We start from the raw sequence: 25,956 nt of genomic DNA on the forward strand, positions 1-25,956 counted from the left end.
CAGGCCGAAGTGCCCGATGCGCCATCCGACCGGCCCGCTAGCGTGCCACACGTCGGCCGCGAGGAGGACGAGATGACCGATTCCGCTTCCATCGGCTCCGACGAGCCGGTTCCCTTCACCATCGACGACTTCGCTGCGCGCCTGCGGCGGGCCGCCGACGCCGCGGCCGCCGAGGGCCTCGACGGCCTGCTCGTCACGCCGGGACCCGACCTCCTCTATCTCACGGGCTACGCGCCCGTCGCGATCACCGAGCGACTCACGCTGCTCGTCGTGCCCGTCGACGGCGAACCGAGCCTCGTCGTGCCCAAGCTCGAGCGACCCGACGCCGAGGAGGCGGCCGGCGCGGTGGCGCTGCGGCTGCTCGACTGGGCCGACGGCAGCGATCCGTACGCCACAGCGGCCCCCCTGCTGGGGTCGGGCCGCTACGCGGTGTCGGACTCGGCGTGGGCCATGCACCTCCTCGGCCTGCAGGATGCCCTCCCCCGCACCTCGTACGCCGCGATGACCGCGGTGCTCCCGATGCTCCGCGCGATCAAGGACCGCGACGAGCTGGCGCGTCTGGCTGCGGCGGGCGCCGCCGCGGATGCCGCCTACGGCGAGATCCTGAAGGTCCGGTTCGCCGGCCGCAGCGAACGGGAGGTGGCCGGCGACCTCGCCGCGCTGCTCCTGCGGTTCGGGCATTCGCAGGTCGACTTCACCGTGGTCGGCTCCGGACCCAACGGCGCGAATCCGCACCACGAGATCGGCGACCGGATCATCGACGACGGCGACATGGTCGTCCTCGACTTCGGGGGGCTCAAGCACGGCTACGGCTCCGACACCACGCGCACCGTGCACGTCGGCGAACCGACCGACGAGGAGCGGCGGGTGCACGACATCGTCCGGCACGCGCAGCAGACGGCGTTCGAGGCGGTCCGCCCCGGCATCGCGTGCCAGGAGATCGACCGGGCGGCTCGCGCCGTCATCGCGGAGGCCGGATACGGCGAGTACTTCATCCATCGCGTCGGCCACGGGATCGGGCTGACCACGCACGAGCCGCCGTACATGGTCGAGGGCGAGGAGCACCTGCTCCGGCCCGGCATGTGCTTCTCGATCGAACCGGGCATCTACCTCCCGGGGCGGTTCGGCGTCCGCATCGAGGACATCGTCACGGTCGAGCCCGACGGGGGGCGCCGGCTCAACGGCACGCCGCACGAGATGGCCATCGTGGAATAGCCGATCGGCGCGCGCCGTTTCCACGCACATGGATACGACGCTGGTGGACGTGGCCGTCATCGGCGCCGGGCAGGCCGGGCTCTCGGCCGCGTATCACCTGCGACGTCGAGGCTTCGTGCCCGTCACCACCGATCCGTACGCTCCCGACGCGTTCGTCGCCCTCGACGCCGACGCCGCGCCCGGCGGAGCATGGCAGCACCGGTGGGCGTCGCTGCGCATGGCGACGGTGAACGGCATCCACGAGCTGCCGGGATTCGCGGTGCCGCCGGCCGACCCGAGCACGCCGAGCCGCGACGCGCTCCCGCCGTACTTCGCCGAATACGAACGGCGCTTCGGCCTCGACGTGCAGCGGCCCGTGCGGGTGCACGCGGTCCGCCGTGCCGACGACGAGCCAGACGGTCGACTGCTCGTCGAGACCGACGGCGGCACGTGGGCCGCCCACTACGTCATCAACGCCACCGGGACGTGGACGCGCCCGTTCCGCCCGTACTACCCCGGCATCCAGCGCTTCCGCGGCCGCCAGCTGCACGTGGCCGACTACGCGTCAGCCGAGGAGTTCGCCGGGAAGCGCGTGGTGATCGTCGGGGCCGGCGTCTCGGCGGTGCAGCTGCTCGACGAGATCTCGCACGTCGCCGACACCGTCTGGATGACGCGCCGCGAACCGCACTGGATCGACGAGGGCGGGTTCGACCTCCCCGCGCGCACCGCTGCGATCGCGGGGGTCGAGGCGCGGGTGCGGCAGGGGCTCCCGCCCGGCAGCGTCATCTCGGTGACGGGCATGCACTGGACGCCGTGGGCGCGGGCCGCCCAGGCGCGCGGCGTGCTGGTGCGCCATCCGATGTTCACCTCGATCGAGGAGCACGGCGTGCGCATGCCCGATGGCTCGTTCATCGAGGCCGACGTGATCCTGTGGGCGACCGGGTTCCGTCCGGCCCTGGACCACCTCGCGCCGCTCCGCCTCCGTACCCCGGCGGGCGGCTTCCGGGTCGCCGACACGCGCTCGCTCGACGAGCCGCGGCTGTTCCTCATCGGGTACGGGCCGTCGCAGTCGACCGTCGGCGCGAACCGAGCGGGCCGAGCGGCCGTGCAGCAGATCGTCGCCGATCGTAAGACTGAGCGAGCCGCGGCCTGATGCTTGTGCGCGTGGCGCCCGCGGCGTAGCGTGCGGCGCATCGGCCGACTCGAAGGAGCCCGCACGTGCGCAGACCCGTCCTCGTCACCGTCGGCCTCGTCGTCGCCCTGATGGGCGCGGTCTTCACCCTTCAGGGGCTGGGATTCCTCGGCGGCAGTCCGATGACCGGCTCGACGTTCTGGGCGGTGCTCGGCCCCGTCATCGCCCTGCTCGGCATCGTCCTGGTCGTGTACGGCCTGCGGAGCCGTGGCCGGAGCTGATCAACAGATGACGAAGGCCCCCGGCGGGCTCGTGATGAGCCGGCGGGGGGCCTTCGCAAGAAGTTCGCGTTGTCGTCGAAGACTCGCGCAGTCTGCAGCGCTTAGCGGCGCAGCCCGAGACGCTCGATGAGCGAGCGGTAGCGGTTGATGTCGACGTCGGCGAGGTAGCCGAGCAGACGACGACGCTGACCGACGAGGAGCAGCAGGCCACGACGCGAGTGGTGGTCGTGCTTGTGCGCCTTGAGGTGCTCGGTGAGATCCTTGATCCGCTTGGTGAGGATCGCGATCTGGACCTCGGGGGATCCAGTGTCACCGGGGTGCGTCGCGTACTCTTCGATGATCGCCTTCTTGTTCTCTGCATCCAGAGCCATAGATGGGATCCCCTTCCTTCTCGTTGCGCGCTGCCCGGGGCCTTGCGCCTGGGCTCTCTTGATGCGCGGCCGATTCACGGCAACCTCCAGAGTCTAGCAGAGCGGATGGCGCGAGCCCGACGCGCGGCCCCCGCCGGAATCACCCCCGTCCGCGGCTCAGTAGTGAGCATTACTCAGGAGTACCCTGCGGTCGGGGGAATCGGGCATGGTCGGCGAGACGAGACGGTCGGAGCTCGAGGCGCGCGTGTACTCGCGCGCCGGGGCCGATGATCCACGCGTCCCCCGGGTCGATCCCCGGAACGGCCGGCCGATCTCCGTGACCGAGAGCGAATGGCGCCTGCTCCTGGACGACCCGGCGCGAGGCGCGCGACCCGCGCGCACTGGCGGTCGCTCCACGACGGACGCGGATGTCGCAGGCCAACGCGAACCGTCCGGGCTCCCGGCGCCGTCCGGGCTCCCGGCGCCGTCCACGCCGCCGCGTCGACGAGCCGGGCGACCCTCGCCGGCTGTCGTCGCGCTCGCCGGCGTGCTCGCCGGCGTCGGGCTCGCCGCCGGCTGGTCGTGGGCGGGCGACCTCGTCGATCGCTCCCTCGACGTGCACCTGGCGGTGACGCCGAGTCCGGCGGCCGATGCGCCCGGCGCCGAGGGCGTGCCGCCCGGTGCAGCGCTCGACGTGTTCCGCGACCCCGACCGTGTCGGCGGCTCCCTGCCCGGCTGGCTGCATCAGGTCTTCGACGTCTCGCGCGTGGCCCAGCTCGCGTCGCCGAACGGGCCCATCCGAGGCGCGGGCGTGTATGCCGCGGTGTCGCACGACGCGATCGCATGCCTCATCGTGCGCCTCGATGCGAACGGCATGGTGTGGAACTGCACCTCGGTCGAGCGACTCGTGAGCTCCGGGATGACGCTGCGCAGCGCCATCCCAGCCGCACTGGACACCGGACGAGACCAGGACGGCGACGGCATCGCGGGCGCGGCGGATCGGTCGGACCTCCTCGTCGTGGACTGGAACCCGGACGGCACGTTCGAGATCGAGCGGACGCAGGGAGGCTGATCCGCCGTCGGAAGGGGGACGGGATGACCGACGAGATGACGCGATCGGAGCTCGAGGCGCGGGTCTACTCACGCGCCGGAGCCGATGATCCTCGCGTCCAGCGCATCGACCCGCTGACGGGCAAGACGGTGAAGGTCTCGGACAGTGAATGGCAGCTCCTGCTCTCCCAGCCCTCAGAGCGACGATCTCCGCCTACGCCGTCCACCGAGACCGACAGCGATCCACGTGGGACGCCGCCGACCGACGCGTCACCGTCGACACGACTTCGGCCGGGTCGACGGCCGCGGATCACGCCGGCGGCCGCCGCCCTGTCGGGCTTCGCCGTTGCGAGCGCGCTCATCGGCGGATGGCTGTGGATCAGCGAGTCGACGCGCACGGCACCGTCGCTGGCACTGACCATCGTGCCGACGCCCGCACCGGATGCGTCCGCGGGGGTGCTGCCCGAGGCCGCCGTCTTCGACGTCTTCCGCGATCCCGCTGTGGCGGCCGGCGTGCTGCCGTGGTGGCTGATGCGCGACTTCCCCATCCAGCAGGCCGCCGAGCTTGTGCCGCCTGACGACGCGATTCCCGGCGCGAGCATCTACGCGGCGATCTCCGACAACACGGTGACCTGCCTGGTCGTTCGGCTCGACCCGAATGGGTTGAGCTGGAACTGCACTTCGACCGAGCACGTGCTGAGCAGCGGATTGACCATGCACGTGGCCATCCCCGCCGATCTGGGTGCTCCGCGTGACGGCGACGACGACGGTATCTCGGGCGAGTGGACCGAGACGGATCTCCTGACGATCGAATGGCGCACCGATGGCACCTTCGTCGTGACGCGAGCCGGCGATTGAAGCGGGAACCGTCGCCGGCGGCGATCGCGCCTGGGCCAGCCGCACGGCACCCTCGAGGGCGACCGGATCCGGCCCGAGCCTTGCCGGTCCCGTCGGACGGGCGTAGCGTGCGAACCGACCCACGGAACATGGGAGGTCCGCTCATGCGCACGACCCGTACCATCCGCCTCGGAGCCCTCGGGCTCGCCGCCGCAGCCGCCTGCACGGTGGCGGTCGCCGGCCCTGCGAACGCCGTCGACCCGGGACGGGGCACCTCCGTCATCGCCCTCAACACCGGCCAGGAGGTCACCGATGCACGCGGCGGCGCCCACGGTCTCTTCCTGTACACCATCGACGGTGACGAACTCTGCTACACGCTCGAGGTCTCCGGTCTCACCGAGCCCGCCGTCGCGGCGCACATCCACCTCGCACCCCGCGGGACTGCAGGCGACGTCGTCGTTCCGCTGACGGTGGAACCGTCGACCGATTTCGTCACCGAGGCGTGCGTCACCGATTCCGACGTGCCAGCCATTGCCGACGATCCCGCGGCGTACTACGTCAACGTGCACACGTCGACCTATCCCGGCGGCGAGATCCGCGGTCAGCTGCACTGACCGGCGGCACGCACGCGGTGTGTCCGAGCGCGCATCGGTGCAGACTGACGACATGGCATTCGCGATGAAGCGCGTGTACGACGCGCCTGAAGCGTCCGACGGCTACCGCGTCCTGGTCGACCGGCTCTGGCCACGGGGCGTGTCGAAGGAGCGGGCCGAGCTCGACGACTGGGCGAAGGACGTCGCGCCCTCGCCGGAGCTGCGGACCGAGTGGCACCACAGCGGCGACCCGGACCGATTCGACGAGTTCGCCGCGCGCTACCGCGACGAACTCGACGCGAACCCCGCGACCGAACCGCTCCTCGCCGCCGGGCGGGCGCACGACCGCGTCACCCTCCTCTACGGCGCACGCGACCAGCAGGTCAACCATGCGACGGTGCTGCTCGACTGGCTCGCGGCGCACGGGGCTGCCGTCGAGTGAGGCGAGAGGTGGCCGCATGACGACCGCCGAACGCCGTACCGACGAGCGCGGCGGATACCCGCCGCCCGCGCTGACCGCCGCCGTGCTCGCACTCATCGCGGTCGTGCTCGGGGTGCTGGCCGTCGGAGCGATCGGCGAGACCGCCGCTCGCGCCTCCGCCACGTACAGGCCGACCGAAGCGATCGTCGTGGCCGTCCACAGTGAGGAGCAGCTGGTCGCCGATCGGCGAGGCAGCCGCCCCGAGACGGTCCGCGTCGTGAGCGTCGAGTTCGCCGACGGCGCGCGCGCCGACGTGCGAAGCGAGGAACTCGATGTGGGCGTCACCGCAACGGTCTACCGAAGCGATTCCGGCGCGGTGTTCGAGACGCCGCCGCCGCGGCTGGGCGTGCTCGAGTGGAGCCTGTGCGCCGCGATCGTGGCCGCCACGGCGGTGCTGGCACTGGCCACCGTTCGCGTCCTGGTGCGCCTGCGGCGGCCGCGTTGAACCGGAGCCGCGGCCGGTCCGAGTTCACCCCTGCGGGACGATCACGAGCTTGCCGAGCACCGACCCCGCGCCGATGCGCGCGAGCGCCTCGGGAACGCGGTCGAGCGGCAGCACCTCCTCGATCACGGGCGTGACGTCGCCGGATGCCACGAGCTCGCCGAGTTCGTCGAGCCCGCCGTTCGCACGTGCCGCGAGCAGTCGGAGCGTGCGCTGCTCGGCGTCGGGCCGACCGCCCGTGGCCGCGACCGCCGCGATCGTCCGCGTCGAACCGCCGACGACGACGAGCCGGCCGCCCGGCCGGAGCGCTCGACGGTAGGTCGAGCGGGGGCGCGAGGCGACCATGTCGACGATCACGTCGTAGCGGGCGGCACCCGCGAACGGATCCCGGTCGCGGTCATCGGCGTCGAGCACCTCACGCGCGCCGAGCCGACGCAGCAGGTCGAGCTTGCCGGCCCGGTCCACGGCGACGACCTCGGCCCCGACCCGGCGCGCGAGCGCGACCGCGAACGTGCCCACGCCTCCGCCGGCGCCGACGACGAGCACCCGCTCCCTCGCCGCGACGTGGGCGACGTCGACGAGCGCCTGCCACGCGAGCCCGCCGGCCTGCGGCACGGCGGCGGCGACCGCCGGATCGATGCGGTCCGGCCGCGGCCGGAGGCCGACGGCATCCACCGCCGCGAACTCGGCGAACCCGCCCCACCCGGCGGCGGACACGTCGCCCCAGACCGCGTCGCCGACGCGGAACGCCCTGACCGCATCGCCCACCTCGACGACGTCGCCGACGAGGTCGGCGCCGAGCACCGGATGGGCCGGGCGCAACGGGCCGCCCAGCCGGGCGTACCACGGCCGACCGCGCAGCAGGTCCCAGTCCCACGAGTTCACCGACGACGCGCTCACGCGTACGAGCACCTGCCCGCGCGCCGGACGCGGGACGTCGACCTCGACGAGTCGCAGCCGATCAGGACCGCCGTAGCGGTCGTACCGCACGGCTCGCATGCGCTCCGGCCGGCCCGCGGCATCCGCCGGTCGCACCGGCGTCACGCCGGCACCAACGGGAAGATCGCCGGCCACCCGTTGTGCGCGTACACGATGACGCAGAACACGACCGCGTCGAAGATGAGGTGGACGACCAGCACGTAGGTGAGGGACTTGGTGAGCTTGAACGTGTAGCCCTGGATCAGCGCGAACGGGATGGTCAGCAGCGGGCCCCACGCCTGGTAGCCGAGCTCCCAGAGGAACGACACGAAGACGATCGCCTGCAGGATGTTGGCCTGCCAGGTCGTGAAGTGCCGGCGCAGCAGCGCGAACACGGTGCAGATGAAGAACAGTTCGTCCCACGTGCCGACCGCATTGACGCCGACGAAGAGGCGCGCGATCTCGCTCGGCTCGGTCACCGTGGGCCAGTTCTGGTACACGCCCGAGGTGATGAAGTAGAAGGGCAGGATGAGCCATCCGGCGACGGTCACGCCGATGAGGTAGAGCCACTGGGTGCGCGTCCAGCGGCGGCCGGTGCGCCACGGGAATCGGATGACGCGCTCGCGATAGAGGAAGCGCGAGATGAGGAACGGCACCGCGACCGCGAGACCGAGCACGACCGCGAAGCGGGCCATGGCCGGGAACGAGATGTCGGCCTCGAGGGGCATCGTCGAGATGATCGCCTGGCCGATCGCGATGAGCGCGAGGTCGGCGGTGAGCCGTTCGGTGCGGCCGGAGCGGTCCACCAGCCAGGCGACCGCGAGCCCTGCCACGAGCATCGCGTAGCCCGCCAGGTTGAACTGGAAGCCGAACAGCAGCACGGCCGCCGAGCACACGAGCGCGGCAGGCACGAGCGCGATCGGGTGCGTGCGCACCTCGAGGGGGGCGGCGGCGGTCGCGGACACCCTCCTACCTTCGCACGCCGACCGCGTCGACACGTGGGCGCGCCGCGCGGTGCTGTCGGCGGCGCGTGCCACGATCGACGCATGACCCGGATGCCGCAGGCCCCTGCACCGCGCGACGCTCGACCTGCGCACGGCATCGTGCCGCCCTGGCTGCTCCGCCGCATCGCCGAGGCGGTCGATCACTACGACGTGGCTGCCGACGCGGCACGACGGTCGCTCGTGCGCGACCGCCCGGTGCGCGATCTTCGCGCCGAGGGCGCGGCCCCGCCATTCGTCGCCCACGAGGACGAGCGAGCGGAATGGCCCTCGCTTCGCGCGAGCGCGGGCGTCGCGGTCGAGGCCGACGCCGAAGCCGAGGCCGAGGCCGAGGCACCGGGCGAGGTCGTGCCCGACCGTCGCATCTCCGACGCCGAGCACGTCGAGACCCTGCCGGGCCGCCTCGTCCGCCGCGAGGGGCAGCCCGAGACGGGCGACCGCTCGGTCGACCAGGCGTACGACGGGCTCGGCGAGGTGTTCCGGCTGTTCCACCGGGTCTACGGCCGCGACGCGATCGACGGCGGGGGCGGGTCGCTCGAGGCGACGGTGCACTTCGGGGACCGCTACGACAACGCCTTCTGGGACGGCGAGCGCATGGTGTTCGGAGACGGCGACGGCGAGGTGTTCCGCGGCTTCACGCACTCCCTGAGCGTCGTGGGGCACGAGCTCGCGCACGGTGTGACCGAGGCGACCGCGCGCCTTCGCTACCGCGACCAGTCCGGCGCCCTCAACGAGCACGTGTCCGACGTGTTCGGCGCGCTCGTCGAGCAGTACGCCATGGGGCAGGATGCCGCGGCGGCGAGCTGGCTCATCGGCGAGGGCGTCTTCACCGAGCTGGTCCAGGGCCGCGCGCTGCGGTCGATGATCGAGCCCGGCACCGCGTACGACGACGACGTGCTCGGGCGCGACCCGCAGCCCGCCCACATGCGCGACTACGTGCGCACCGATGACGACAGCGGGGGCGTGCACCTGAACTCCGGCATCCCGAACCGCGCCTTCGCGCTCGCGGCGACCGAGCTCGGAGGATTCGCGTGGGAGCACCTCGGTCGCGTCTGGTACGACACGCTCACCGGCGGGATGCTGAAGCCGAACACCGGCTTCGACGCCTTCGTCGCGGCCACGCTCGTCGCGACCAGGCATCGCTTCGGGCCCACCTCCTCCGAGGCCCGCGCGGTCGCCGGCGGATGGCGCGCCGTCGGCCTCGACGCCGAGTAGCATCGGCCCCATGGATGTCGAGGTCGTTCGCAGCGGCGGCATCGCAGGGCTCCGGCTCTCGTGGACGGTGAACGTCGACGACCAGCCCGACCCCGAGGAATGGGTGCTCCTCATCGAGCGCCTCCCGTGGGGCGAGACGCCCGAGGCGCCGCTGGAGCCCGATCGCTACACGTACCGGATCCGGTGCGAGCCGCACGAGGAGACCCTCGCCGAGCGGCAGGTCACCGGGCCGTGGCGCGACCTCGTCGACCGTGTGCGGGATGTCGCCGAACCCGAACGGGCACCCCGCCCCACCGCCGACGACCGCCCGCCGGTCAACTCCGATCCGTCGTCGGGGCCGCCGTCGGCACGGCGGCGGCCGAAGCCCGGCTGCTGAGCTCACCGGTCAGGTCGCGCGACCGTCGCAGCACGCCGAACGCGATGAGCCACTGCGCGCCGAGGTAGGTCGACATCACGACGAGGTCGTGCATTGCGAACTCGTAGCCCGGCAGGAAGCGACCCAGGGCCAGGATCGTGTCGGACACGACGAACAGCGCGCCGCCGACGGCGACGAGCCCTCCGACGCGTCCGGCGAACGCCGCCATGGCGCCGAGCACGAGCCCGTAGGCGGCGACCGGGGCGATGAGCGCGCCGAGGTGCGGCGCCAGCAGCGCGAGGAAGCCCGCGTACCAGGCCAAGTACACGGCGGTCCATGCGGGGAACCGCCCTCCGCCACGCGACTCGCGCGCGAACAGCACGACGTAGGCGAGGTGCGCGGCGAGGAAGCACAGCAGGCCGACGATGAACCAGGTCGCGCCGGACCCGGTGAGCGCGGCATCCCCCGCCCAGGAGAGCCCGATCGCGGCGAGCAGCAGCACGATCGTCGCGGAGCGACGACGTCCCCGGCCCAACCAGAGCACCGCCACGGCGAGCGCCGGCATCAGGAGGAGCTTGGTGACGGTCACGGCCGCACCGTCGAGACCGCCGACCAGCACCACGAGGTGCACCGCGGACAGCACGGCATAGGGCACGAAGGGCAGCGGCACGTCAGGTCTCCGTCAGCTCGCCGCGGACGATGGAATCCCCCGAGTGGGCCGGGTCGCCGTCGACGGGCTCGGCGGACACGTCGACGAGCGGGTATTCGGAGAGGTCGATGCCGTCGGGGACCGAGAAGCGCCCCGACGATCCCTCGAGGAGGCCGAGGCTCACCAGCCCCGAGGCATCCGACCTGATGAGCCACACCTCGCGGACGTCGCCCGCGGGGACGGCGGCGTCGAGGTCGACGACGATCGACCGGCCGCCTCCGGGATCCTCCTCGACCGTCGCGTGACCCGTCGCGTCGTCCCAGCCGGGGAATGCGGCGAGGTCGGCGCTCGCGAGCACCACGGACGTGGGCTGCGGCGCCGGAGATCCGCCGTCGGTGCCGAGTCCGGCGAGCGCGATGCCGATCCCGACGCCGGCGAGGATTCCACCCACGGCCGCCGCCAAGGCGACCGGCCACCATGCGCGCCGAGGCCGGGCGGTGAGCGGGGCGACCGGCCGCGGCTCGGGTTCCAAATCGGCGGACTCGTCGAGCGGCTGGGGTGCGAGCGGGTCGGTCGCCAGTTCGGGCGCGAGGCCCAGCTCGGCGTGGATGCCCGCCCACACGGAGGACGGCGGTGCGTCGAATCCGTCATCGCTCGCGCCGCCGCGTCCGAGCGCGACCGTGCGCACGAGCGCGTCGTACTCGGTGCGGCACTCCGCGCACGCGTCGAGGTGGGCACGGGCCGCGTCATCGGGCTCGCGGCCGTCGAGCGCGAGCACGGCGAGCTCGTCAGGCTCGATGTGGTCCATCATCCACCTCCCATCGTGTGCGCAGCCGGGTCAGGCTGCGTCGGACATGGCTCTTCACCGTGCCGATCGGGAGCCCCATGGCCTCCGCGATCTGCGAGTGGCTGAGCTGGTCGTAGAACGCCAGCTGCATGACGCGTCTCGGCACGGGCTCGAGGCGCTCCAGCTCCTCGGCCACCATGACCCGCTCGGCGAGGTCGTCATCGGCGGCCGTGGGGCCGATCGTCGCCTCGGAGACGAGCGTCTCCTCGAGGCGACGGGCGCGAGACCGCGCCTCGTGCGCATCGGCGATGCGGTGCTTCGTGATGCCCACGAGCCACGCGCTCAGGCTCGAGCGGGCCAGGTCGAACGTGTGCCGACCGCGCCACGCCGAGATGTACACCTGCTGCGTCACGTCTTCAGCGTCGGAGCGATCGCCCAGCGATCGGAGCGCGAGGCGAAACACCAGTGCGGACCAGCGGGCGTACGCCTCGCGGAGCGCTCGCTCGTCACCCGAGGCGAAGACCCTCGCGAGCTCCTGGTCGTCGAGGTCGGCGAATGAGGTCGTGGTCACCGCGTGACGTTCACCCCTTCGTGGACCGTCGAGACGCCCCGCGTCATGGGCGACGGGCGCGGGCGGCGCGGGCACGATCACCGGCGGCACCGGCATCAGCATAGCGACGCTCCATCCGTTCAGGTGGCGGGAACGGCCGTCACCACGAGGTTCGAGAGATAGCGGCGGTTCGCGTAGTCGAATTCGCCGCCGCACGTCACGAGCGTGAGACGCGGCGCACCGGATCGGTCGAAGGCGGCGTCCCAGTCGACGTCGGCCTTCTCGATCACCTGCATCGACTCGACCGCGTACGCATGACGCTCGCCCGCCGCATCCGTCACGACGACCTCGGTGCCGGGTGCCGCGTCCTTCAGCCGCGCGAACGGGAGCACGTCGTAGGTGAGCGAATCGACGTGCGCCGCGATGACGGTCGATCCGGCCGCACTCGCTGGCGCCGGGCCCCATCGGTACCAGGCGGCGATCGCCGGGTCCTCGAAGAGGCCCATGCGCCCCTGGTTGTCCAGCCCGACCGGTCTCACGGAGACGTCGATGCCGAGCGCCGGCACCTCGAGCCGCGTCGGTTCGGGCGGAGCGGCGGGCTGGTCGTCGAGAGCGGCCGACTGTCGCGGGATGTCCGGCAGCGGGGCCGGCGTGGCGGCCGCCGCGGGTTCCGAGACGGCTTGCGGCGGGTCGGATGCCACCGCGCCGCCGATCCCCGGCGGCGGCGCGGTGCACCCGGCCATCAGGCCGACCACGACGGAGGCCGCGACCAGGGGCCCGATCCCCCCGGCCACGACCTCCGAACCCGGCATGCGGATCAGCGCTCCGCCTTCGCGGTCGCGATCCGCCGGACGCCCACCACGGCGAGCGCGAGCATCGCGAGTGCGCCGAAGCCGATCGCCGCCCAGAGCCGCATCTGCTGCTCGGGCGAGTTCGTCGCGACGAGACCAGCGGATCCCGCGGGCACGCCGTCAGGGCTCGAGTGCATCCCTGCCACGGTCTGGACCGCGAGCGCCAGGTTGCCGTCGTCGAGGCTGCCCCACGCGTAGGCGATGGTCAGCGTGCCCTCGGCGACCTCGACGTCGGCCGGGCCGAGAACGGGCTCGGTCGTGCCCGCTGCGGCGATCGACGCGGACACGGTGCCGGCCGGGAGATCGAGCGTCGCCTCGCGCGGGTTCTCCAGCCCGGAGACGACGGCCTCGCCGCCCGCGAGCACGTCGACCGCCGGAGCGGCCGCGACATGGCGGACGGTCAGCCGGCCCTGCCCGGCCGGGATCTCGGAGACGTCGTTGGTGAAGAGCGTCGCCGTCGGGTTGCCCTCGACGTCGAGATGCGCGACGGCGGTGTAGTTGCCGCCTGCCTCGAGCGTGAGGTCGACGGGCCCGATCGCCGGATCGGACGCGTCCGCGGCGTCGGATGCCGTGATCGCGACCGAGTACGTACCGGCCGGCAGTTCGAGCGGACCGGCGAGGTCGCCGGGCGCGAAGTCGTCGAGCGTCAGCTCGTCGTCGACGTACACGTCGACCGTCAGGTCGGGCACGCCGTGGAGCACCGAGAGCATCGCCGCGTCCTCGGCGGCGTTGGCCGGTGCCACGGCGCCCAGGGCGACGAGCGCGCCCGCGCCGAGCCCGGCGATGAGGATCTTGTTCATGGTTCCCTCCAGGTCGGCCCCGCGAGGCGGAGCGTCGAGATTGCCTGTCACCACCTACTTCCGGGGCGACGGGCGATCTGGATGCACCTGAATGGAGATTCCTCGAGCGCACACGGCGAAGGCCGGCCCGGACCAGGTGGTCCGGCCGGCCTTCGGGTGAAGCGGATGTCGCGGCGCGTCAGCTCACGCCGAGCAGGTCGATCACGAAGATCAGCGTCTTGCCCGAGAGCTGGTGCCCGCCGCCCGCGGGGCCGTACGCCTTGTGCGGCGGGACGGTGAGCTTGCGGCGACCGCCGACCTTCATGCCGGGGATGCCCTCCTGCCAGCCGGAGATCAGCGCCTGCAGCGGGAAGTTGATGGACTGGCCGCGGCTCCACGAGGAGTCGAACTCCTCGCCGGTCTCGTACTCGACGCCGAGGTAGTGCACGTCGACCGTCGAGCCGGGCGTCGCCTCGGGGCCGTCGCCCACGACGATGTCCTCGATGACCAGGTCGGCGGGTGCCGGACCCTCGGGAGCGTCGACCTCGGGCTTGCTGTTGGTGTCAGTCATGCGCACCATCCAAACGGAAACCGGGCCCGGCGGACAACCGTCCACCACGCACTTGCGCCAACCGCGAACATCTTGCAGTCTGAAGCCCTAAAGACTCGTCGCCCCGTAGAGATGTCGGCATTGCCACACCACAGGGCGACGAGTTTTTCCGTGTACGGAAGCGTGACGGAACAACAGGCAGGCGGGCGATCGCCGCCCCGTGGTGCGGGTTCGATGCGCGGCTCACTCCTTCATGAGCCGCGAGCGGATGAGGAAGCGCACCCCCTCGGGCGCCTCGAGCGAGAACCCGCTCCCGCGTCCGGGGACGACGTCGACCGTGAGGTGGGTGTGCCGCCAGTAGCCGAACTGCTCGGCCGACATCCAGAACGGCACGATGCGACCCGAGCCGAGGTCGAGCTCGCCGAGCAGCACGTCGGCCGCACTGGTCGCGAAGTCGCCGGCCGGGTAGCACATCGGGGCGCTGCCGTCGCAGCATCCGCCGGACTGGTGGAACATGAGCGGACCGTGCTTCGCCCACAGCGTCGCGAGCAGGACGCTCGCCGCGGGCGTGAGCTCCACCCGCGGCGAGACGTCGCCCTCGATCGTGATGGACGCGACCACGCGGCCCGTCAGCTGGTCGATCGACATGGACTGCACCATCTCAGATCAGTGCCATCCGGATCAGAAGAACCCGAGCGGGTTCTCGCTGTAGCTGACGAGGAGGTTCTTCGTCTGCTGGTAGTGGGCGAGCGCCTGCTTGTTGTTCTCGCGACCGATGCCCGAGGACTTGTAGCCGCCGAACGCCGCGCCCGCGGGGTACGCATGGTAGTTGTTGACCCACACGCGACCAGCCTGGATGTCGCGGCCCGCGCGATACGCCTCGTTGCCGTTGCGGCTCCAGACGCCGGCGCCGAGCCCGTAGAGCGTGTCGTTCGCGATCGAGATCGCGTCGTCGTAGTCGCGGAAGCTCGTGACCGCGACGACGGGGCCGAAGATCTCCTCTTGGAACAGCCGCATGCGGTTCTCGCCTTCGAAGATCGTCGGCGCGACGTAGTAGCCGTCGCTGAGATCGCCGCCGAGGTCGACGCGCTCGCCGCCGAGCAGCAGCTTCGCGCCCTCCTGCTTGCCGATGTCGATGTAGCTCAGGATCTTCTCGAGCTGGTCGTTGGAGGCCTGAGCGCCGACCTGCGTCTCGGTGTCGAGCGGGTTGCCCTGGCGCGCCTGCTTGGTGCGCTCGATCGCGTCGTCGAGGAACGTGTCGTAGATCGACTTCTGGATGAGCGATCGGCTCGGGCAGGTGCAGACCTCGCCCTGGTTGAACGCGAAGAGGCTGAAGCCCTCGAGCGCCTTGTCGTAGAACGAGTCGCGTCGGTCGGCGACCGACTCGAACACGATGTTGGGGCTCTTGCCGCCGAGCTCGACGGTCGACGGGATGATGTTGTTCGATGCGTACTGCAGGATGAGTCGGCCCGTCGTGGTCTCACCGGTGAAGGCGATCTTGCGGATGCGGTTCGAGGAGGCGAGCGGCTTGCCCGCCTCGACGCCGAAGCCGTTCACGACGTTCAGGACCCCCGCCGGCAGCAGGTCGGCGATGAGCTCGACGAGCACGAGGATCGACACGGGAGTCTGCTCGGCGGGCTTGAGCACGACCGCGTTGCCGGCGGCGAGCGCCGGCGCGAGCTTCCACACGGCCATGAGCAGCGGGAAGTTCCACGGGATGATCTGGCCGACCACGCCGAGCGGCTCGTCGAAGTGGTAGGCGACCGTGTCCTCGTCGAGCTGGGTGAAGCTGCCCTCCTGGGCACGGATGAGGCTCGCGAAGTAGCGGAAGTGGTCGCTCGCGAGCGGCAGGTCGGCGTTGAGCGGCTCGCGGATCGACTTGCCGTTGTCCCACGTCTCGGCGACCGCGAGCAGCTCGCGGTTCTGGTCGATGCGGTCGGCGATGGCGTTCAGGATGCCGGCCCGGTGCGCGGCGCTCGTCCGGCCCCAGGCGGGCGCCGCGCGGTGGGCCGCGTCGAGCGCCGCCTCGATGTCGGCGGCCGTGCCGCGCGCGACCTCGGTGAACGGCTTGCCGTTCACCGGTGAGATGTCGTCGAAGTAGGCGCCGTCGAGCGGCTTCACCCACTCGCCCCCGATGAAGTGCTCGTAGCGGGGCTTGAACTGGATCAGTGCGCCGGTGGTGCCGGGCGCGGCGTACACGGTCATCGTGTCTCCTCATGACGTCGTCGTCAGGTGCCCTCGAAACGGGGCGTCCGTCACGCTAGGCGCGCAGGCGTTGCGCCTCGGTTGCCCGAGGGTTGCAGGGAGGTTGCAGTCAGCGCAGTGCGGACTCGATGCGCTCCAGGTGCGCCACGACCGACGCGCGGCGGGGCGAGCGCGGCGGAAGCAGCTCGAGGCACGTCCGCCACAGCTCGACGTCGTACCGATGCTCGTCGCGCTCGGCCCATGCGAGGAGCAGCTCGGGCGATGCGTCGGCCAGGAGGGACTCGCGGACGCGGCTCGCGAGCTCGTCGCGCAGTTCGACGATGCCGGGCGCGGTCGATGCGGGCAGCACGGGGCCGGGGTACTGCTCGACCGCCTTGCGCAGGGAGCCCTGGCCGACCAGCCTCGCAACCCGAGCGGCGTCGAGATCGAGCTCGCGGGCGAGGCGATACGGCCGCGATTCCAGCGGTGGTTCGCCCGCCGACTCGAGCACGCGACGCAGGCGCGTGATCTCGGCTCGGAGCGTCACCGGCGACGCGTCGCGTTCGTACAGCAACGCGGCGAGGCGCTCGGCACTGATGCCGCGCGGGTTCCACGCGAGCAGCGTCAGGATCTCGGCGTGCCGTGGGCTCAGCTCGTGCGACCCGAGGCGGGAGCGCTGCTCGCCGAGCACGGTGAGTGGCGTGCGCGTCGGCCTGGCCCCCGGGACGGCGGCCATGCGCGACCGCCGCAGCGTCGCGTGCACGGTGGATTCGAGGTTCGCGATCCGCAGCTCGGCCTCGACCGCGGCGACCGTCGCCTGCACGAGCGACATGGTGTGGGGAGCGACGGCGTGGTCGGTGCCGGTGATGTCGATGACGCCGAGCAGCGCCCCGTTCGCCGGATCGTGCACCGGCGCCGCCGTGCAGCTCCACGGGTGCACGATGCGGTTGTAGTGCTCGGCGCCGCGGATCTGCACCGCGCGGTCGAGTTGCAGCGCCGTGCCCGGCGCGCTCGTGCCGATCCGCCGCTCGGACCAGTCGGCGCCGGCGACGAACAGCATGTCCTCGGCCCGGCGCCGGAGGTGGGCGTCGCCCTCGACCCAGAGCAGGCGGCCGTCGGCGTCGCCGACCGCGACGACCAGCCCCGCGTCATCGGCCCCGTCGACGAGCAGTCGACGGATCACCGGCATGACCGACGCGAGGGCGTGCGACGAACGGTACTGCCGGAACGCATCCTCGTCGAGCTCGATCGCGGGCAACGCCCGGTCGGGATCGATGGCGCCGCGGATGGCGCGCTCCCACGATTCCCGGACGACGGGACGCAGCGTCAGCGGGACCACTCCGGTCGCGATCGCGTCCTGCTGGGCGCGCAGCAGTCGGTCGCGCAGGTCGCCGGCTGCGCCTGCGTGCTCCGACCCGGTCGGCATGCTCACGCCGTCTCCGATCACCCTCGATTGCGGATGCGGCAAGCATAGACCGCGCGGCGGACCGTGGCTCAGGCGGAGATCGCCTGCCGGTCGCGGGTCACGGCGTCGAGCAGCGCCCGCTCGTCCTCGAAGCGACGCACGTCGCCGCGGCCGGTCGCCAGCGCGTTCCGGGTGAAGGCCAGGCGCGTGGCATCCGCGATGAAGCGCTTCACCTCTGCCGTGCGCGGCGGATGCTGCGCGCGTGCCCATGCGAGCGCGGCACGGCGCCCCGCGGGAGTCGACAGCCCGGCCACCTCGTCGGCGTTGAACCATCCCGCCGCGGCGTACTCGGCGAGTCGCCGGCGCGTGACGGCCTGCTCGCGCCGCCGCAGCAGGATCGTGAGCACGATCGCCGCGATGAAGATCGGCACCTGCACGGTGAAGTAGAGCGCGAAGGCGTCGGCGAAGGCGAGCGAACCGTTCCAGAATGCGTGCAGAAGGATGGCGGCGACGAGGCCGAGGAGGAACCATCCGATCACGCGCGGCCCGCCGCCACGACTCGCGGCGATGCCGATCGCGACGCCGGTGCAGGCCGTGAAGAGCACGTGCGCGAACGGCGAGAAGATGCCGCGCACCAGGAAGGTCATGCCGAGCTCGCCCGCCCCGCCCTCGATGAGCGCGACGCCGAAGTAGAGGATGTTCTCGGTGAAGGCGAAGCCGGCCGCGACCGTCGCGGCGTACACGAGCCCGTCGACCGGCCCGTCGAAGTGCGACCGCGAGAACGCGTAGATGAGCAGGACGCCGACGCCCTTCGCGAGTTCCTCGACGATCGGGGCCTGCACCACCGCTCCGACCGCCTCGTCGCCCGTGGCGCCCGCGGGCCCCGACAGTGCGGCGAACAGCTGCACGCCGAGGTCGACGACGAGCGCGATCGCGACCGAGACCGCAGCACCCCACAGGAACGCGAACCAGAGCGCCCAGCGCGGCTCGGGCTCCCACCGGTCGACCCAGCGGATCGCGAGGAGCACGATCACGAGCGGGACGACCGCCAGCAGCGTGCCGGTCGCGACCACCGAGACGCCGAGCGAGACGGCCAGGTAGCCGAGGACGAGGAGGGCGACGAGTCCGGCGATCGCGAACGCGATGATCCATCCGGCGCCGACCCCGCGACGGCGGGGCGCTGCCGGCGGCCACGCGGGCACGTACGACTGGGGACCGGGAGCGGGGCTCGGCGTGAGGCTCACGCCCGAAGCCTATCGACGGCCGCCCACGTCAGTTCAGGGCTTGACGGGGTCGAACATCACGCCGGGGTTCAGGATGCCCCGCGGGTCGAACACCTCCTTGATCCGGCGCTGCAGTTCGACGGACGTGTCGCCGACCTCCTCGGCGAGCCAGCGGCGCTTCAGCAGGCCCACGCCGTGCTCGCCGGTGAGGGTCCCGCCGAGCCGGACCCCGGTGCGGAACAGCTCGTCGGCCGCGGCCCAGATGCGTTCCGGCACCTCGTCGCCCTCGAACACGAAGTTCGGGTGCAGGTTGCCGTCGCCCGCGTGCGCGAGCGTGGGGATCTCGACCTCGTAGCGCGCCCCGATGTCCGCGATCGCGCGGAACATCTCGGGCAGGCGCGAGCGCGGCACCGCGACGTCCTCGATGAGCACGTTGCCGCGCGAGGCGAGCGCGGGGTGCATCGCGCGGCGGATGTCGAGCAGGCGCTCGCCCGTCGCCGCATCCGTCGAGCGGACCACGCGTCCGCCCGCGGCCTCGAAGACGTGGGCGATCGCCTCGGCGTCCGCGGCCGCGTCGCCCGCGTCGCACTGCGCGAGGAGGAACGTCTCGCCGGGTGCGAAGTCGGCCAGCGGCGTGCCCACGAGCGCGGCCGCGCCGAGGTGCTCGGTCACGCGTGCCAGCCCGACGGGATCGATGAGCTCGAGCAACGCCGGGCGGATGCGAGCACCCGCGACGCCGCCGACCGCGACACCCGCGGCCTCGACGTCGGGGAAGGCGGCGGCGACCGTGTGGGTCTCGCCGACCACGAGCGGGAGCAGTCGCACCGTGGCCTCGACGATGATCGCGAGGGTGCCCTCCGAGCCGGTCAGCAGCGCCGTGAGGTCGTAGCCGGTGACGCCTTTCACCGTGCGGTGCCCCGTGCGGAGCAGCGTGCCGTCGGCGAGCACCGCGGCGAGGCCCAGGACCGACTCGCGCGTGACGCCGTACTTCGCGCAGAGCAGGCCCCCGGCGTTCGTCGCGATGTTGCCGCCGATCGACGAGATGGCGCGGCTGGCCGGATCGGGCGCGAACCACAGTCCACGCTCCCTCGCTGCGCGATCGAGGTCGCCGTTGAGCACGCCGGCCTCAACGACCGCGAGCTGGTCGACCTCCGAGATCTCGAGGATGCGATCCATCCGCGCCAGGTCGAGCACGATCGACCCGTCGCTCGAGATCGCTCCGCCCGCGAGTCCCGTACCGGCGCCGCGGGGCACCACCGGGGTCCCGGTGGAGCTCGCGATGCGCATCACGGCCTGCACGTCCTCGACGGATGCCGCGTGCACGACCGCGAGGGCCGGGTGCGGGCTGCGCCAACCGGAGCGGTCCTCGCGCACCGCGGCGAGCTCGGGCCCGCCGGTCACCACCGCGTCGCCGAGGAGGGAGGTGAGCTGGTCGACAGCGGCGGTGGGCATGCCGCCAGCGTAGCCGCCGTCGTCAGGTCCGATTTCCGCTACTCCACGTCGGCGGCGCGTGCGACGCTGGTGTCATGACCACCATGACGGCCGAGCCGACCGCCGACCCGCTCGCCGACCCCGCGTTCGCGGAGCGGTACCGCGCGATGCTCGCACGCGACGACCGGTTCGACGGATGGTTCATCACCGGCGTGCACTCGACCGGCATCTACTGCCGGCCCAGTTGCCCCGCCGCACCCCCGAAGCCGTCGAACGTGACCTTCTACCGCACGGCCGCGGCGGCCCATGAGGCCGGGCTGCGCGCCTGCAAGCGATGCCTGCCCGACGCCGTGCCCGGGTCGCCCGAGTGGGACCTGGGCGACGACCTCGCGGCGCGCGCGATGCGGCTCATCGCCGACGGCGTGGTCGAGCGCGACGGCGTGCCGGGTCTCGCCGCGCGACTCGGCTACACGCCCCGCCACCTCACGCGGGTGCTCGCGGCGGAGCTCGGCGCCGGGCCGCTCGCACTCGCCCGTGCCCACCGGGCGCAGACCGCCCGCGCGCTGCTGACCTCGACCTCCATGCGCGTGGCCGACGTCGCCTTCGCGTCGGGATTCGGCAGCATCCGGCAGTTCAACGACACCATCCGCGCCGTGTACGAGCGCAGCCCGCTCGAGCTCCGGGCGACCGCGCGACGCGCGACCCCGGTCGCGGACGCCGGCACAGTGCGGTTGCGCCTCCCGGCCCGGGCGCCCTTCGATGCGGCGGGCGTCTTCGCCTGGCTCGGCGACCGCGCGCTGGCCGGTGTCGAGGAGGCCGGGCCCACGCACTACGAGCGAACGCTCGCCCTCCCCTCCGGTCCGGCGCTCGTTCGACTCGCCGCCGTGCCCGACTCCCCCGCGCTCGACGTCGAGGCGCGGCTCGCGAGCCTCACCGACCTCGCGCCGCTCGTCGCGCGCGTCCGCCGGCTGTTCGACCTCGACGCCGACGCGACCGCGATCGATGCGGCGCTCGCCGCCGATCCCGTCCTCGCCCCCTCGATCGCGGCGACCCCCGGCCTGCGCATGCCCGGCACACTCGACCCCCACGAACTCGTCGTGCGTGCGCTCATCGGCCAGCAGGTGTCCGTCGCCGCCGCGCGGACCGCCCTGACGCGGCTCGCGGCCGAGCTCGGCGAGCGAGTCGAGTTCGACGGCCGGACGCGCACGCTCTTCCCTCCGCCCGAGGCCATCGCCGAGCACGGCGCCGAGGTCCTGCGCGGTCCCGCCACCCGCATCCGCACCATCGTCGACGTGAGCACGCGACTGGCCACGGGCGAGCTCGTCGTCGCGGCCGAGTGCGAGCGCGCCCAGTTGCGCGCCGACCTCCTCGCGATCCCGGGAATCGGACCCTGGACCGCCGGCTACCTCGCCATGCGCGTCACGCGAGAACCCGACGAACTGCTCGTCTCCGACCTCGCGCTGCGCAACGGGGCGGTGCGACTCGGACTGCCCGGCGACGCCAAGGCGCTGGCGGCGCACGGCGAGCGATGGGCGCCGTGGCGGAGCTACGCATCGATGCACCTGTGGCGGGCCGCGGCATCCGCCTGACCACACCCGCGGTTGTCGCCATCGAGGAGCGTCGGGGCGGTTTCGTTGTACCTCCCGCACAGCATGGCCGAATCGGCGGCCGATAGCCTAGACGGGTGAAGTTCGCACACCTCCGAGTCGAAGGCCAGACGACCCCACGACTCGCGGCGGTGATCGGCGACGACGCGCTCTTCCTCGACGAGGTCATGGGCGACCCCCCGCTCGACCTGCAGTGCCTCATCGAACGCGGGCCCGACGCGCTCGACGCGGTCCGCGACGCGGTCTCCGGCGCGATGGCCGACGGCCCCGCGACCACGCCCGTCGCGCAGCTGCGCCACTCCTCGGCCGTCCTCCGCCCCGCACAGGTGCTCGCGATCGGCGCGAACTACGCCGCGCACGCGTCCGAGCTGAAGCTGCGCTCCGAGACGGCGATGACCATCTTCTCGCTCTGGCCGAACTCGCTCAGCGGCCACGGCGCCACGACGACCTGGGCGGGGGATGTCGCGACCCAGGTCGACTACGAGGCCGAGCTCGGCGTCATCATCGGCCGCCCCGCGAAGGACGTGGCCGTGCGCGACGCGCTCGACTACGTGTGGGGATACACGGTCGTGAACGACATCACGGCACGCGATATCCAGTTCAGCGAAGCCCAGTGGTCGCGCTGCAAGTCGTTCGACGGCTTCACGCCGACGGGCCCGGTCGTCGTGACCGCCGACGAGATCGCCGATCCGCAGGACCTGTGGCTCACGACGAACGTCGACGGGCACGTCCTGCAGGACGCCTCGACCAACGAGATGGTCCGCAGCGTGGCCGAGATCATCTCCTACCTCTCGCGCACCTCGACCATCCCGCCCGGCACCCTGATCTCGACCGGCAGCCCGGGCGGCGCCGGCTACTCGCGCAACCCGCAGGTCTTCCTGCGCGACGGCTCGAGCGTGACCGTCACGATCGAGGGCATCGGGTCGTTGACGACGCACTGCCGCGTCGTCTGACCCGCACTCGCCCACTCCCGTCGGGCGCGCGTGCCGGTGGCCCCGGCGGGTCAGTCGCTCGGCTCGCCCTTGCGCTCGATGACGGGGATCGCCTGCGTGATCGGCTGCGCACCCGAGAGCCGCGACGGCGCGAGGTGACGCGTGACGTCCTCGCGGGTCATGAGATTCGCCTCGACCACGAGGTCGGCGACGGGGCGCCCCGTGGCGAGCGCGGCCTTGGCCAGCTTCGCCGCCTCGGTGTAGCCGATGAACGGGATGAGCGCGGTGATCACGCCGACGCTCGAGGCGACCTGCGACTCGAGGTGCTCGACGTTCGCGCTGATGCCGTCGACGCAGTTGACCCGGAGCGTCCAGCAGGCCTGTCGCATCCACGTGATCGACTGCAGCAGCGAGTGCGCGATCACGGGCTCGAACGCGTTGAGCTGGAGCTGGCCGTTCTCGGCGGCCATCATGACCGTGACATCCGCGCCGGCGACCGCGTACGCCACCTGGCTCACGGCTTCGGGGATGACCGGGTTCACCTTGCCCGGCATGATGCTCGAACCCGCCTGCCGCGGCGGGAGGTGGATCTCGCCGAGGCCCGCCTGGGGACCCGAGGACAGCAGTCGGAGGTCGTTGCAGATCTTCGACAGCTTGATCGCGCTGCGCTTGAGCGCGCTCGAGAACGTCATGAACACGCCGGTGTCGCTCGTGGCCTCGACGAGGTCGGGGGCCGTCTCGAGCGGTTGGCCGGCGATCTCGCTCAAGTGGCGCACCACGGCGGCGGCGTACCCGGGATCGGCGGTGATGCCCGTGCCGACGGCCGTGCCGCCGAGGTTGACCTCGGAGAGCAGCTTGATCGTCTCGCGGAGCCGCGCGATGTCCTCGCCGAGCGTCGTGGCGAATCCGTGGAATTCCTGGCCGAGCGTCATCGGAACGGCGTCCTGCAGCTGGGTGCGGCCGACCTTGAGGATGTCGTGGAACTCGCGGCCCTTGCGGCCGAACGCGATGCGCAGCTGGTCGAGCTCGGAGAGCATCGTCGTGAGCGACGCCGTCATGGACAGCTTGATCGCGGTCGGGTAGGTGTCGTTCGTCGACTGGCTGCGGTTGACGTCGTCGATGGGGTGCAGGATGTCGTACCGGCCCTTGGGGTACCCGGCGATCTCGAGCGCGACGTTGGTGATGACCTCGTTCGCGTTCATGTTGGTCGAGGTGCCCGCGCCGCCCTGGATGACGCCGACCACGAACTGGTCGTGGAACTCGCCGTCGATGATGCGCTGACAGGCTTCGTCGATCCAGACCTGCTTCTGGGGCTCGAGCGCGCCGACCTCCTTGTTGGCGCGCGCCGCGGCCTGCTTGACCTGGGCGAACGCGACGACGAGCTCGGGATAGACCGAGATCGGGCGCTTGGAGATGGGGAAGTTGTCGAGCGCCCGCTTGGTGTGCACGCCCCAATACGCGTCGGCCGGCACGTCGACCGAGCCGAGCGAGTCGGTCTCGGTCCGCATCGGTCCGTGGCTGGTCTGGAACACCTCGTCCTCCCGTCCTTGGGTCAGCACGGTCTGGTGGTCAGGTCGGGTCATCGACACGGTGGCTCCATCGCCTCGGGTGTGCACGGGATCGCCGCGCGGTTCCCCTCGAGCCTACCGCCGGGCCCTCCGGCGCGTTCCGGCACCGCGCGGTCGGTTCGTGCGCGGTTCCGGCGATGGCCGCACGATTCGTGCGCCGACTCGTCAGGAGCGCTCCGCCACCTCGAAGAGCCGCCACTCGTCGGGCACGCCCTTCAGGGCATGCGAGCCCCGGTCGACGAATCGGATGCCGGATCCGACGACGAGGTCCTTCACGGTTCCCGACACGAGCACGCGCCCCGGACCGGCGAGCGCGAGGACGCGGGCGGCGATGTGCACCGCGATGCCCGCGACCTGGCCCTCCCGCAGTTCGACCTCGCCGCTGTGCAGGCCGGCGCGGATGTCGATGCCGAGCGAGCGGACGGCCGCCGCGATGTCCGTGGCGCAGCGCACCGCACGGGCCGGACCGTCGAAGATCGCGAGGAAGCCGTCCCCCGTGGTCGCGATCTCACGGCCCCGGTACCGATCGAGCTCCGCGCGGACCAGCTCGTCGTGCGCCGTCTTCAACTCGAGCCATCGCTGGTCGCCGAGGCGCGCCGCGGCGTCGGTCGAGCCGACGATGTCGGTGAAGAGCACGGTCGCGAGGACGCGGTCGTCGGCGACCGCCGGGCGGTCGCCCGTCAGGAACTCCTCGACCGCGTCGAGGATCCCGTCCGAGTCGACGAACGCCGGGTACCAGTCCGCTCCCGGCACCTCGACGTACTTCGCATCGGGGATGCCCTCGGCGAGGAACCGACCCATCGCCGGGCGGTAGTGCCGATTCCCGGCCTTGTGCACGACGAGCGTCGGCGCCTTGATGCTCGGCAGGATCGACCGGACGTCGACATGGAGCACCCATCGATAGATGCGCGTGGAGGTCCGCGGTGAGGCCGACAGCCGGCCGTAGCGCGCGACCCAGCGCTGCAGCTGCGGATCGTCGGCGACGGTCGGTGCCGAGAGGCGCAGCACGCTCCCGGTGCCCCACGCGGGCTGCCACTCCTCGAGCAGCTTCTCGGACGATGCCTCCGGCATGCCGATCGGGTAATCGTCCGCACGCAGCATGCGCGCGAACGAGTTCACGAGCACCAGTGCCCGGGTGCGCTGCGGATGCGTCGCGGCGAACATCATGGCCATGGGGCCGCCCTCCGCATCGCCGAGGATCGCGACCTGCTCCGAGCCGGCGGCGTCGAGGACGCCACGGGCGTCGTCCACCCACTGCTCGAGCGTCGGCAGCGCGCCCATGGGAACCGGATCGGACAACCCGACGCCGCGCTTGTCGAAGCAGATGACGCGCGCGAACCGGCCGAGGCGCTCGAGGTAACGCGCCATCGTGGGGTGCTCCCACATGATCTCGATGTTGCTGGCCCAGTTGCCGATCAGCAGCAGGTCGCGAGGGCCGTGCCCGAACACCTGGTACGCGACGTCGCCCTCATCGCTTCGCGCGTACCGCGGCTCCGGTCCGCCCGAGAGCCACATCGCCATCGCGTCCCCCTCCCGGCGCCAGCGTAGCGCCGAGGCGGCGGGACGCCCCCACGTCCCGCCGCCTCGCGGT

At 72.1% G+C, this 25,956-nt stretch carries 28 protein-coding genes; 12 read left to right on the forward strand and 16 right to left on the reverse strand.

What is annotated here, in order from left to right; all coding sequences use genetic code 11:
* Positions 1 to 72: 72 nt before the first annotated feature.
* From BLT99_RS07655 to BLT99_RS07665, 3 genes are all read left to right on the forward strand, one after another.
* Positions 73 to 1,215 (forward strand): aminopeptidase P family protein, encoded by a 1,143-nt coding sequence (locus BLT99_RS07655; RefSeq protein WP_092670688.1) that lies wholly within the window; start codon positions 73 to 75, stop codon positions 1,213 to 1,215.
* A gap of 28 nt (positions 1,216 to 1,243) precedes the next feature.
* Positions 1,244 to 2,347 (forward strand): NAD(P)-binding domain-containing protein, encoded by a 1,104-nt coding sequence (locus BLT99_RS07660; RefSeq protein ID WP_092670690.1) that lies wholly within the window; start codon positions 1,244 to 1,246, stop codon positions 2,345 to 2,347.
* A 65-nt stretch (positions 2,348 to 2,412) separates the two neighbouring features.
* Complete coding sequence (locus tag BLT99_RS07665) at positions 2,413 to 2,607, forward strand: hypothetical protein (RefSeq protein ID WP_092670692.1); 195 nt, start codon at positions 2,413 to 2,415, stop codon at positions 2,605 to 2,607.
* A gap of 101 nt (positions 2,608 to 2,708) precedes the next feature.
* Here BLT99_RS07665 and rpsO read toward each other — a convergent pair whose 3' ends face one another.
* Entirely contained in the window at positions 2,709 to 2,978 is a 270-nt protein-coding gene (rpsO, locus tag BLT99_RS07670; protein WP_092670694.1) for a 30S ribosomal protein S15, read from the reverse strand.
* Positions 2,979 to 3,294: 316 nt separating this feature from the next.
* On the opposite strand from rpsO, the gene BLT99_RS07675 reads away from it, so the two are divergent.
* The 5 genes from BLT99_RS07675 to BLT99_RS07695 all read left to right on the forward strand — a co-directional run bounded on the left by BLT99_RS07675 (position 3,295) and on the right by BLT99_RS07695 (position 6,363).
* Positions 3,295 to 4,029, forward strand: a complete 735-nt coding sequence (locus BLT99_RS07675; protein ID WP_133988563.1) for a hypothetical protein — start codon at positions 3,295 to 3,297, stop codon at positions 4,027 to 4,029.
* Between the two features lie 23 nt (positions 4,030 to 4,052).
* Positions 4,053 to 4,865 carry a hypothetical protein gene (locus BLT99_RS07680; RefSeq protein ID WP_092670698.1) on the forward strand — a complete coding sequence of 271 codons (813 nt, stop codon included), beginning with the start codon at positions 4,053 to 4,055 and terminating at the stop codon, positions 4,863 to 4,865.
* Between the two features lie 143 nt (positions 4,866 to 5,008).
* On the forward strand, positions 5,009 to 5,458 hold the full coding sequence (locus tag BLT99_RS07685) for a CHRD domain-containing protein (RefSeq protein WP_092670700.1): 450 nt from the start codon (positions 5,009 to 5,011) through the stop codon (positions 5,456 to 5,458).
* A gap of 52 nt (positions 5,459 to 5,510) precedes the next feature.
* Positions 5,511 to 5,879 carry a DUF488 domain-containing protein gene (locus BLT99_RS07690; protein WP_092675825.1) on the forward strand — a complete coding sequence of 123 codons (369 nt, stop codon included), beginning with the start codon at positions 5,511 to 5,513 and terminating at the stop codon, positions 5,877 to 5,879.
* Between the two features lie 16 nt (positions 5,880 to 5,895).
* Positions 5,896 to 6,363: a hypothetical protein gene (locus BLT99_RS07695; RefSeq protein ID WP_092670702.1), complete on the forward strand. Its 468-nt coding sequence runs from the start codon at positions 5,896 to 5,898 to the stop codon at positions 6,361 to 6,363.
* 24 nt (positions 6,364 to 6,387) lie between these two features.
* Here BLT99_RS07695 and BLT99_RS07700 read toward each other — a convergent pair whose 3' ends face one another.
* Both BLT99_RS07700 and BLT99_RS07705 read right to left on the reverse strand, forming a co-directional pair.
* Positions 6,388 to 7,404, reverse strand: coding sequence for an NAD(P)-dependent alcohol dehydrogenase (locus tag BLT99_RS07700; protein ID WP_133988564.1), 1,017 nt, complete (start codon positions 7,402 to 7,404; stop codon positions 6,388 to 6,390).
* Positions 7,401 to 8,243: a CPBP family glutamic-type intramembrane protease gene (locus BLT99_RS07705; protein WP_092670706.1), complete on the reverse strand. Its 843-nt coding sequence runs from the start codon at positions 8,241 to 8,243 to the stop codon at positions 7,401 to 7,403. Before BLT99_RS07705 ends, BLT99_RS07700 begins: the two co-directional genes overlap by 4 nt.
* A gap of 81 nt (positions 8,244 to 8,324) precedes the next feature.
* Here BLT99_RS07705 and BLT99_RS07710 point away from each other — a divergent pair, with 81 nt between their 5' ends.
* Positions 8,325 to 9,494 (forward strand): M4 family metallopeptidase, encoded by a 1,170-nt coding sequence (locus BLT99_RS07710; protein ID WP_229724769.1) that lies wholly within the window; start codon positions 8,325 to 8,327, stop codon positions 9,492 to 9,494.
* A gap of 10 nt (positions 9,495 to 9,504) precedes the next feature.
* Positions 9,505 to 9,870, forward strand: a complete 366-nt coding sequence (locus BLT99_RS07715; protein ID WP_092670708.1) for a protealysin inhibitor emfourin — start codon at positions 9,505 to 9,507, stop codon at positions 9,868 to 9,870.
* Here BLT99_RS07715 and BLT99_RS07720 read toward each other — a convergent pair.
* From BLT99_RS07720 to BLT99_RS07770, 11 genes are all read right to left on the reverse strand, one after another.
* Positions 9,809 to 10,519, reverse strand: coding sequence for a lysoplasmalogenase (locus BLT99_RS07720; protein ID WP_092670710.1), 711 nt, complete (start codon positions 10,517 to 10,519; stop codon positions 9,809 to 9,811). The genes BLT99_RS07715 and BLT99_RS07720 overlap by 62 nt on opposite strands.
* Position 10,520: 1 nt before the next feature.
* On the reverse strand, positions 10,521 to 11,306 hold the full coding sequence (locus BLT99_RS07725; protein WP_229724768.1) for an anti-sigma factor: 786 nt from the start codon (positions 11,304 to 11,306) through the stop codon (positions 10,521 to 10,523).
* Positions 11,287 to 11,856: an RNA polymerase sigma factor gene (locus BLT99_RS07730; RefSeq protein WP_229724767.1), complete on the reverse strand. Its 570-nt coding sequence runs from the start codon at positions 11,854 to 11,856 to the stop codon at positions 11,287 to 11,289. Before BLT99_RS07730 ends, BLT99_RS07725 begins: the two co-directional genes overlap by 20 nt.
* 119 nt (positions 11,857 to 11,975) lie before the next feature.
* Positions 11,976 to 12,647: a class F sortase gene (locus BLT99_RS07735; RefSeq protein WP_092670714.1), complete on the reverse strand. Its 672-nt coding sequence runs from the start codon at positions 12,645 to 12,647 to the stop codon at positions 11,976 to 11,978.
* Positions 12,648 to 12,652: 5 nt separating this feature from the next.
* Entirely contained in the window at positions 12,653 to 13,486 is an 834-nt protein-coding gene (locus BLT99_RS07740) for a DUF4397 domain-containing protein (protein ID WP_092670716.1), read from the reverse strand.
* Between the two features lie 178 nt (positions 13,487 to 13,664).
* Entirely contained in the window at positions 13,665 to 14,036 is a 372-nt protein-coding gene (locus tag BLT99_RS07745; RefSeq protein ID WP_092670718.1) for an FKBP-type peptidyl-prolyl cis-trans isomerase, read from the reverse strand.
* 222 nt (positions 14,037 to 14,258) lie between these two features.
* Positions 14,259 to 14,663: a DUF779 domain-containing protein gene (locus tag BLT99_RS07750; RefSeq protein ID WP_092675834.1), complete on the reverse strand. Its 405-nt coding sequence runs from the start codon at positions 14,661 to 14,663 to the stop codon at positions 14,259 to 14,261.
* 33 nt (positions 14,664 to 14,696) lie between these two features.
* Positions 14,697 to 16,220: an acetaldehyde dehydrogenase ExaC gene (gene exaC, locus BLT99_RS07755; protein WP_092670720.1), complete on the reverse strand. Its 1,524-nt coding sequence runs from the start codon at positions 16,218 to 16,220 to the stop codon at positions 14,697 to 14,699.
* Between the two features lie 109 nt (positions 16,221 to 16,329).
* Complete coding sequence (locus BLT99_RS07760) at positions 16,330 to 17,625, reverse strand: GAF domain-containing protein (protein ID WP_092675837.1); 1,296 nt, start codon at positions 17,623 to 17,625, stop codon at positions 16,330 to 16,332.
* Between the two features lie 68 nt (positions 17,626 to 17,693).
* On the reverse strand, positions 17,694 to 18,848 hold the full coding sequence (locus BLT99_RS07765; RefSeq protein ID WP_092670722.1) for a PrsW family intramembrane metalloprotease: 1,155 nt from the start codon (positions 18,846 to 18,848) through the stop codon (positions 17,694 to 17,696).
* Between the two features lie 33 nt (positions 18,849 to 18,881).
* A complete protein-coding gene (locus BLT99_RS07770; RefSeq protein ID WP_092670724.1) occupies positions 18,882 to 20,279 on the reverse strand; it encodes an FAD-binding oxidoreductase in 1,398 nt (465 codons plus the stop codon).
* A gap of 74 nt (positions 20,280 to 20,353) precedes the next feature.
* Here BLT99_RS07770 and BLT99_RS07775 point away from each other — a divergent pair, with 74 nt between their 5' ends.
* Both BLT99_RS07775 and BLT99_RS07780 read left to right on the forward strand, forming a co-directional pair.
* Positions 20,354 to 21,847: an AlkA N-terminal domain-containing protein gene (locus BLT99_RS07775; protein WP_092670726.1), complete on the forward strand. Its 1,494-nt coding sequence runs from the start codon at positions 20,354 to 20,356 to the stop codon at positions 21,845 to 21,847.
* Positions 21,848 to 21,942: 95 nt separating this feature from the next.
* Positions 21,943 to 22,818 carry a fumarylacetoacetate hydrolase family protein gene (locus tag BLT99_RS07780; protein WP_229724766.1) on the forward strand — a complete coding sequence of 292 codons (876 nt, stop codon included), beginning with the start codon at positions 21,943 to 21,945 and terminating at the stop codon, positions 22,816 to 22,818.
* Between the two features lie 50 nt (positions 22,819 to 22,868).
* Here the strand turns inward: BLT99_RS07780 and BLT99_RS07785 are convergent, their stop codons facing one another.
* The gene (locus BLT99_RS07785; protein WP_092675843.1) at positions 22,869 to 24,305 is read right to left on the reverse strand and encodes an aspartate ammonia-lyase; all 1,437 of its coding nucleotides are present in this window, start codon (positions 24,303 to 24,305) and stop codon (positions 22,869 to 22,871) included.
* Positions 24,306 to 24,530: 225 nt separating this feature from the next.
* Positions 24,531 to 25,886 (reverse strand): adenylate/guanylate cyclase domain-containing protein, encoded by a 1,356-nt coding sequence (locus BLT99_RS07790; RefSeq protein WP_197675529.1) that lies wholly within the window; start codon positions 25,884 to 25,886, stop codon positions 24,531 to 24,533.
* Positions 25,887 to 25,956 lie beyond the last annotated feature (70 nt).

The organism is Agromyces flavus (assembly GCF_900104685.1).
Classification (GTDB): Bacteria; Actinomycetota; Actinomycetes; order Actinomycetales; family Microbacteriaceae; genus Agromyces; species Agromyces flavus.